Raw genomic sequence first — 7582 nt, forward strand, 5'->3', positions numbered from 1 at the left:
CACCCCCGTCCCCGCGGGGTCACGGGGGGGGTCCGCGCCCACGGCGGGGCCCCCCCCCCCCGGCGGTGGGGACCCGCCCCGCCACGTCGGGGGAGAAGCTCGGTGACGCCGTGAGGGCTCAGTTCCAGGGTGCGGCGCCCGCTCACCCGGGGCATCTCGGGGCCCCGCGGAGCCGTTCCGCCCGGCGGCCCCTCGTCGACGATCACGACGAGCGGGCGTCGCACCGCGGGACCGGCCGGTGGCGGGGTGTGAGCGCAGACGGCGGACCGAGGAGCCTTGTGCTGCCGGCCGCGAGGACGGGATCCGCCGGGTGACAGGGGGCATACGCGCTGGTGGCAAGGGGTGCGCGGACGCCTGTCAGTGGTCGCCTGTAGGTTCTGAGGCCTGGAAGTGACCGTACATCGGAGGAAGTTGACGTGACCGACACCGCCATGCTGCCCGAGTCCTGGCGCGGCGTCCTCGGCGAGGAACTGCAGCAGCCCTACTTCAAGGAACTCACCGAGTTCGTCGAGGAGGAGCGAGCCAAGGGTCCCGTCTACCCTCCGCGCGAGGAGGTCTTCGCCGCGCTGGACGCGACACCGTACGAGCGGGTGAAGGTGCTGGTCCTCGGCCAGGACCCGTACCACGGCGAGGGCCAGGGGCACGGCCTGTGCTTCTCGGTGCGCCCCGGAGTGCGGACCCCGCCCTCCCTGCGGAACATCTACAAGGAGATGAAGGAGGAGCTGGGTACGCCGATCCCGGACAACGGCTATCTGATGCCGTGGGCCGAGCAGGGCGTCCTGCTGCTCAACGCGGTGCTGACCGTGCGCTCCGGTGAGGCCAACTCCCACAAGGGCAAGGGCTGGGAGAGGTTCACGGACGCGGTGATCCGCTCCGTGGCCGACCGGCCCGATCCGGCGGTCTTCGTGCTGTGGGGGAACTACGCCCAGAAGAAGCTCCCGCTCATCGACGAGGACCGGCACATCGTGGTGAAGGGCGCGCACCCCTCGCCGCTCTCCGCCAAGAAGTTCTTCGGCTCCCGGCCGTTCACACAGATCGACGAGGCCGTGGCACGGCAGGGCCACGAGCCGATCGACTGGCGGATTCCGGACCTCGGCTGACCCGGGGAGCGGGACGGCTGGGCCGGGCGGGGGCCCGGCCAGGCCCTCCCCGGCCCGGTCCGGCGGCGTACGGGGGCGCCTGAGCCGGTTTGGCGGCGGCTGCGGTTAGCGTCGGCGGAGACAGTGACGAGCCTGGAGGACGCGGTGGCGGAGCAGCAGGAGCAGACGGCGCCGGACGCCATGATGACCCGGATCGGGCAGGCCGTCATGCTGCACCACGGAGGCGACCGCGAGGAGGCCCGGGGCCGTTTCCTGGACCTGTGGGCGGAGATCGGCGAGGACGGCGACCCGCTGCACCGCTGCACCCTGGCGCACTACATGGCGGACACCCAGGACGATCCCTCGGACGAGCTGGCGTGGGACCTGCGGGCACTGTCGGCCGCCGACGAACTCGGGGACGACCGGGTCGCCGAGCACCACCAGTCGCTCGCGGTACGGGCGTTCTACCCGTCGCTGCACCTGAACCTGGCGGCCGACTACGTGAAGCTCGGCCGCTCGGACGCCGCCCGCAGCCATCTGCGCCGGGCCCGCGGCGCGGTCGGCTTCCTCGGCGAGGACCGCTACGGCGACGGGGTACGCGCGGCGATCGGCCGGCTGGAGCTGAGGCTCGACGACGAGGGACCGTCGGAGGGGACACCGGGGGAGGGGCCCGGCCGGTTCGGCGGCCCGGGAGGAGAGACGCTGGGGCCGCCGCGACAGCGTCCCTGACGGCCGGTCCGTGATCGCCGGCGGGGTGCGCGGCGCGTCGGACGGACTGCCCGTAGGACGCCGCCGGGCCTGGGCGCGGCGCCCTGGGGCTCACGTAGGGGCGTCGGGCGGCTCAACGGCCGTACGTGCCCTTGCAGATGACCGCTTCGGGACTGCCCGGCCTCCAGCCGCCGTACTTCCTGCCGAGAGCGCACACGTCCTGGCCCTTCTGCGGATTCGTCGCCGGGGGCGGGACGGCGGCATGGTGGTGGGCCGGCCGGTGCGGTTTCGGCGCGGGGTGCGGCGCGACGGGGGCGTGGCGCGGGGCGGGCACCTGGGGTGCGGCCTGCGCGGGCGGGGCGGGCCGGTGTCGCGCCGCGGCACGGGCCGGTTCAGGTGAGGGGCTCCGCGACGGTCCGACGCGTTCCAGCGCCTCCCGCGCCGGAGGCTGCACGACCCGCTCCCCTGTGGTGCCGTCCGGACGCGGCGACGGTACGGAGGGAGCGGAGGGCGGGCCGGGAGCGGAGGGCCGCTGGACGGTCACACAGCCGGTGAGGGCGGTGACCGCCACGGTGACCAGGAGCGTCGCGGTCGTCGTCGTTCGATGCACGCGCGCAACTCTGCTGCGTCCGGGCCGCTTCGGGGAGCCGACCGGCGCAGGATGCCCCGCACGGGTGATCCTTCCGCTCCTCCGGCGGGTGCCGGCGGCCGCAGGGTGACCCGCGCCACCGGCTCGTACCTAAGGGCTGTCCCGTAATCCCCGGCGGGCGCACGACGACAGCTACGGCACCTCGCCGCGTTGTCGGATCGCCCGAATACACCCAGTATGAGGACGACCCTCCGCCTTGCGATGCACCGCATCTGACGCCGCGCGCTGATCCACCGAGGATTACGGGACAGCCCTTAGTCGCCGGTGGTCCCGTCGATCCGCTCACGGATCAGATCGGCGTGACCGTTGTGACGGGCGTACTCCTCGATCATGTGGGTGTAGATCCACCGCAGGTTGAGCGGGGCCTCGGTGAACCTGGTCCGGCCCTCGGTGGTGTCGTCCAGGGCGAAGCGGGCCGCGTTGGCCCGGGCGACCGCGATCTCGGCCTGCCAGGTGGCGTACGCCTCGTCCCAGGTGTCCGCCTCGGTCAGATGGAACTCCCCGTCCCGGTCCTCGTCGCTGTAGTAGATCGGCCCCGCGTCGTCGGCCGCCAGGACCCGGCGGAACCAGCTGCGCTCCACCTCCGCCATGTGCCGCACCAGACCGAGCAGGGACAGCTCGGACGGCTCGACCGAAGCGGTCCTGAGCTGTGCGTCGTCCAGACCCTCGCACTTCGTCTCGAGGGTCTGACGGTGGTAGTCGAGCCAGCCTTCCAGCTTGGCTCGTTCGCCGGCGTCGGTGGCGGGTTCGCTGCGCTGAATCGTCATGCCCGCATCCTCCCGGAGGAGGGCCGCCGGTCACCACGGGGTTTTCCTCCGGGGACCGGGGCCTCCGGGCGACCGGCCCGGCATCGCCGACCGGCGGCCGCCGTGACGCCCGTATGCTTCCGACCAGGTCAGCATCGGCGAACGAAGGAGACCTCGTGAAGGTCGGCTGCATCGGACTCGGTGACATCGCGCAGAAGGCGTACCTGCCGGTGCTCGGCGTCCAGCCGGGGGTCGAGCTGCATCTCCAGACACGGACGCCCGAGACGCTCGCCCGGGTCGCCGACGGCCTCCACCTTCCGCCGGAGCGGCGGCACACCGACCTCACGGAACTGCTGGCCCAGGATCTCGACGCGGCGTTCGTGCACGCGGCGACCGTGGCGCACCCCGAGATCGTCACGCGGCTCCTGGAGGCGGGCGTGCCGACGTTCGTCGACAAGCCGCTCGCCTACGAACTCGACGCGTCGGAAGAGCTGGTCCGGCTCGCGGAGGAACGCGACGTCAGCCTCGCCGTCGGCTTCAACCGGCGCCACGCACCCGGTTACGCGCAGTGCCTGGAGCATCCGCGGGAGCTGATCGTGATGCAGAAGAACCGGATAGGGCTGCCCGAGGTGCCGCGCACGATGATCCTCGACGACTTCATCCACGTCGTGGACACCCTGCGGTTCCTGGTGCCGGGGCCGGTCGACGATGTGACGGTACGGGCCCGGGTGGAGGACGGACTGCTCCACCACGTCGTGCTCCAGCTCGCGGGCGACGGCTTCACGGCGCTCGGTGTGATGAACCGGCTCAGCGGTTCGGCCGAGGAGATCCTCGAGGTCTCCGGCCAGGACACCAAGCGTCAGGTGCTCAACCTCGCCGAGGTGATCGACCACAAGGGCCAGCCCAGCGTGCGACGGCGCGGGGACTGGGTGCCGGTCGCGCGTCAGCGCGGCATCGAGCAGGGAGTGCTCCTCTTCCTGGACGCCGTCCGCGCGGGCAAGGTGCTCAGCGCCCGGGACGCACTGGCGACTCATGAACTGTGCGAGCGGGTGGTGCGAGCGGTCCAGGAGCGCTCCGCCGCAGCCTGAGCGCGCGGACCCCCTCGGTGGCGCACAGGGCCGCCAGGACCAGCAGCGCCCCGTGCACCGGCCAGTCGCCGAACCGGACGTACGGGGTGACCCCCCGCGCCAGCGGCACCTCGTACACCGCCGCCTCGCTCGCGTCCGTGCCGAGCCAGGAGCCGAGCCGCTCGCCGCTCGGCCCGTAGACGGCGGAGACGCCGGTCAGGGTCGCGTGCACCATGGGCCGGCCTGTCTCGGCGGCCCGCAGCGCGGCCAGCGAGGCATGCTGCCCGGGCGCCCAGCTGTCCTGGAACGACGAGGTCGACGACTGGGCGAGCAGCACTTCGGCGCCGTCCTGCGCGAGATGCCGGCTCATGTCCGGGAACGCCGTCTCGAAGCAGATCATCGGTCCGACCCGCAGCCCGTGACCGGCGTCCATGACCACCTGTTCGGTGCCGCGCCTGCGGTCCTCGCCGGCCGCCTTGCCGACCGAGGTCGCCCAGCCGAGGAGGGAACGCGCCGGTATGTACTCGCCGAAGGGGACGAGACGCATCTTGTCGTAGCGGGCGCCCGTCGGTCCCTGCGGTCCCACCAGCACCGAACTCTTGTATATGCCCGGCCGGTCGGAGCGGCGCGCGTCGACGTTCACGAGGATGTCGGCGCCGGTCTCGCGGGACAGCGCGGTGACGCGGTCCGCCAGGTCGGGGCGGCCGGCCAGGTCGACGCCGACGCTGCTCTCGCCCCAGACGACGAGGTCGACGTGGCGTCCGGCGAGCGCGCGGGTGAGCTCCTCCTCGCGTGCGAAGCGCTTCTCCGCACCGGCTCCGGCGCCACCGCCGATGACGCCGGGCTGTACGACGGCGACGCGCACGTGGCCGTAGGTGTCCGGGCGCGGGGACCACACCCAGGCCGCCGAGGTGGCGGCGGCGGTGGCGACCAGTCCGGTGACGGCGGTGGCGACGGCGGGCCTGCGCGACCGGCGCACGGCCGTCAGGACCGCGACCGCGACGTTGACGGCCACCACCAGGAAGCTCAGCAGCCACACCCCGCCGACCGAGGCGAGCCGCAGCGCGGGCGTCACCTGCCACTGGCTCGACCCGAGCAGCCCCCACGGTCCGCCCAATCCCTGCCAGGAGCGGACGAGTTCGACGCCCAGCCAGCCCGACGGCAGCACCACGAGCGCGGTCCCGACCTGCCCGGCCGAGGGCACACCGCCGAGGAACCGCCGTACGAGCCAGCCCCAGGGCGCCCACAGCGTCCCGAGCAGTGCCGCGATCACGACCGTGAAGACGTTGAGGCTCGGCAGCAGCCAGTGGTGCACGGCCAGCATGAATCCGAGGCCGCCGAACCAGCCGTCGTACGCGGCGCGTCGGCCGGTCGGGGCGGTGCGGGCCAGCAGGATCCAGGGCACGAGGGCGACGTACGCGAACCACCACCAGGACGGGGCGGGGAAGGCGAACACCGGCAGCGATCCCGCCAGCGCGGCGACGATCGCACGCCGCCAAGGAGAGGCGAGCCAACGCTCGGACTTCGTCATACGCGCCTCCCGCCCCGGTGGTCCTCCAGTGTGCGCCTCGAAGACGATCTCCGACAGGGTGCGTCCGGTCAGGTCGCCGCGGGTTCCTGGCGCGGCAGCGGCGTGCGGCGCCATTTCTCCTGGACGACCACCTCGCGCAGGCGCCAGCCGAGGTCGGTACGCACCAGTCCGAAGGCGTACCGGCCGCCGCACACGAAGTCCGGCGCGGTGGATCCGCCGTCCCGGCCCGCGAGGCGCATCGGATTGATGTAGTCGGCCTGGACCCGGGCCGTGTCGCCGCTGTCCTGGTCCAGTACGCCGAACCGCAGTCGCCGGTTGACGATCAGATGCTGGCGCATGGGGAACAGCTCCATGCTCCGCGCGAGCCACTCGGCGACCTGGTCGGCGTCCCCCTCGATACCGCCGGCGGAGCGGTAGTCCGCGCGGCCGTCCGGCGCGAACAGCCGCCGGTACGCCTCCCAGTCGCCGTCGTCGACGGCCACCGCGTACTCGGTGACGAGTCCGTCCACGGCGAACCGGTCCATCACGGTCGCGAGCTCCACACGCTGCGTCATCGGCTCAGTGTTGGCCACCGGGCCTGCGCAGCCAAGGGGCGTGCAGCGACATTCGCCGCCCGGACCGCGGGTGTCCGCGGCCGGCCCCGCGATCTACCCGGGGAGCTGCTCCGCCGGCGTCATGACGTGCTGTCGGACGAGTGCGTAGGACTTCAGACGGTCGGTCAGCGCGTAGACGGGTGTCACGAGCATGAGTTCGTCCGCGCCGGTCGCCTCGGCCAGGTCCGTCAGGTGTGCCGCGACGGTGTCGGGCGTGCCGTGGGCCTGGTGGGAGCGGAAGGCCGTCAGGGCCCGTGACTCCGGTGCGGTGAAGGAGTGGGAGGCCGCCTGCTCGGGTGTGGGGAAGGGGATGTCGCCCCGCCCCTTGAGCAGTCCGGCCTTGACGACGTCCATGGGGCCCGCGAGCCGGGCGGCCTCCTCCGGCGTCTCGGCGCACACCGTCTCCACGCAGACCAGCACGCGGGGGCGGTCGCACCAGCGGGAGGGGGAGAAGTGCTCCCGGTAGTGGCGGAGCGCGGCGAGGGTGTTGTCGGGGCGGATGTGGTGGGCGAAGGCGATCGGCAGCCCGAGTTCCGCGGCGAGCGTGGCACCGGCCGTGCTCGAGGACAGCAGCCACGGCTCCGGGAGCGGGTCGAGCGCGACCTCCTCCACCAGGAACCGCAGGATCTCCGACACGTCGTCGCGGTACTCGTCGTCCGTCGTCGGTCCGGCTCCGCGCCGCAGGGCGCGCGCCGTGGACTCGTCGAAGGTGCCCGGGCCGCGGCCGATGCCCAGGTCGATCCGGCCCGCGTGCAGCGCGGCGAGTGTGCCGAACTGTTCGGCGAGCATGAGCGGAGCGTGGTTCGGGGCGAGGACGCCGCCGGATCCGAGACGGACGGACGAGGTCGACGCGGCCGCGTGGGCGGTCAGGACGACGGGCGGGAACGCTCCGATGGCGGGGGAATGGTGGTGCTCGGCGTACCAGAGCCGCCGGTATCCGAGCTCGTCGAGCCGCCGGGCGAACTCGGTGGTGTCACGTAACGTGTCGGAGGCCCGGGCGCCCGCCTGGACCATGGCTACTTCCAGCGCGCTGAGCGGCACGGTGATCATCCGCCCAGTATAGAAAGCGGCCGTCGGCCACGTGCGGCTCCGGACCGCGCCCGTCCCCGGCCCGCGCCACCCCCCCCCCCCCCCCCCCCCCCCCACCCCCCCCCCCCCCCCCCCCCCCCCCCCCCCCCCCCCCCCCCCCCCCCCCCCCCCCCCCCCCCG

8 protein-coding genes are annotated in these 7582 nt (G+C 73.4%); 3 read left to right on the forward strand and 5 right to left on the reverse strand.

Annotated elements, in window-relative coordinates; translation table 11 throughout:
* Positions 1 to 416 precede the first annotated feature (416 nt).
* Both ung and ACFV2J_RS28840 read left to right on the forward strand, forming a co-directional pair.
* Positions 417 to 1100: a uracil-DNA glycosylase gene (gene ung, locus ACFV2J_RS28835; protein WP_385097829.1), complete on the forward strand. Its 684-nt coding sequence runs from the start codon at positions 417 to 419 to the stop codon at positions 1098 to 1100.
* Positions 1101 to 1244: 144 nt separating this feature from the next.
* Complete coding sequence (locus tag ACFV2J_RS28840; RefSeq protein ID WP_385097831.1) at positions 1245 to 1808, forward strand: hypothetical protein; 564 nt, start codon at positions 1245 to 1247, stop codon at positions 1806 to 1808.
* 112 nt (positions 1809 to 1920) lie between these two features.
* Here the strand turns inward: ACFV2J_RS28840 and ACFV2J_RS28845 are convergent, their stop codons facing one another.
* Entirely contained in the window at positions 1921 to 2397 is a 477-nt protein-coding gene (locus ACFV2J_RS28845) for a hypothetical protein (RefSeq protein ID WP_385097826.1), read from the reverse strand.
* A gap of 293 nt (positions 2398 to 2690) precedes the next feature.
* Positions 2691 to 3203, reverse strand: coding sequence for a DinB family protein (locus ACFV2J_RS28850; protein ID WP_385096125.1), 513 nt, complete (start codon positions 3201 to 3203; stop codon positions 2691 to 2693).
* 155 nt (positions 3204 to 3358) lie between these two features.
* On the opposite strand from ACFV2J_RS28850, the gene ACFV2J_RS28855 reads away from it, so the two are divergent.
* On the forward strand, positions 3359 to 4270 hold the full coding sequence (locus ACFV2J_RS28855) for a Gfo/Idh/MocA family protein (RefSeq protein ID WP_385096122.1): 912 nt from the start codon (positions 3359 to 3361) through the stop codon (positions 4268 to 4270).
* Here the strand turns inward: ACFV2J_RS28855 and lnt are convergent.
* From lnt to ACFV2J_RS28870, 3 genes are all read right to left on the reverse strand, one after another.
* Positions 4188 to 5780: an apolipoprotein N-acyltransferase gene (gene lnt / locus ACFV2J_RS28860; RefSeq protein WP_385096119.1), complete on the reverse strand. Its 1593-nt coding sequence runs from the start codon at positions 5778 to 5780 to the stop codon at positions 4188 to 4190. The two genes, ACFV2J_RS28855 and lnt, sit on opposite strands and share 83 nt — an antisense overlap.
* A gap of 68 nt (positions 5781 to 5848) precedes the next feature.
* Complete coding sequence (locus tag ACFV2J_RS28865) at positions 5849 to 6334, reverse strand: nuclear transport factor 2 family protein (protein ID WP_385096116.1); 486 nt, start codon at positions 6332 to 6334, stop codon at positions 5849 to 5851.
* A gap of 93 nt (positions 6335 to 6427) precedes the next feature.
* A complete protein-coding gene (locus ACFV2J_RS28870; RefSeq protein WP_385096113.1) occupies positions 6428 to 7423 on the reverse strand; it encodes an LLM class flavin-dependent oxidoreductase in 996 nt (331 codons plus the stop codon).
* Positions 7424 to 7582 lie beyond the last annotated feature (159 nt).

It is taken from the genome of Streptomyces sp. NPDC059668 (genome assembly GCF_042734135.1).
In the GTDB taxonomy this organism is placed as follows: domain Bacteria; phylum Actinomycetota; class Actinomycetes; order Streptomycetales; family Streptomycetaceae; genus Streptomyces.

Excerpts from the sequence above, each read along its gene's own strand:
- ACFV2J_RS28870 (WP_385096113.1), bottom strand. The coding sequence starts at position 7,423 with ATGATCACCGTGCCGCTCAGCGCGCTGGAAGTAGCCATGGTCCAGGCG.
- lnt (WP_385096119.1), bottom strand. The coding sequence starts at position 5,780 with ATGACGAAGTCCGAGCGTTGGCTCGCCTCTCCTTGGCGGCGTGCGATC.
- ACFV2J_RS28850 (WP_385096125.1), bottom strand. The coding sequence starts at position 3,203 with ATGACGATTCAGCGCAGCGAACCCGCCACCGACGCCGGCGAACGAGCC.
- ACFV2J_RS28865 (WP_385096116.1), bottom strand. The coding sequence starts at position 6,334 with ATGACGCAGCGTGTGGAGCTCGCGACCGTGATGGACCGGTTCGCCGTG.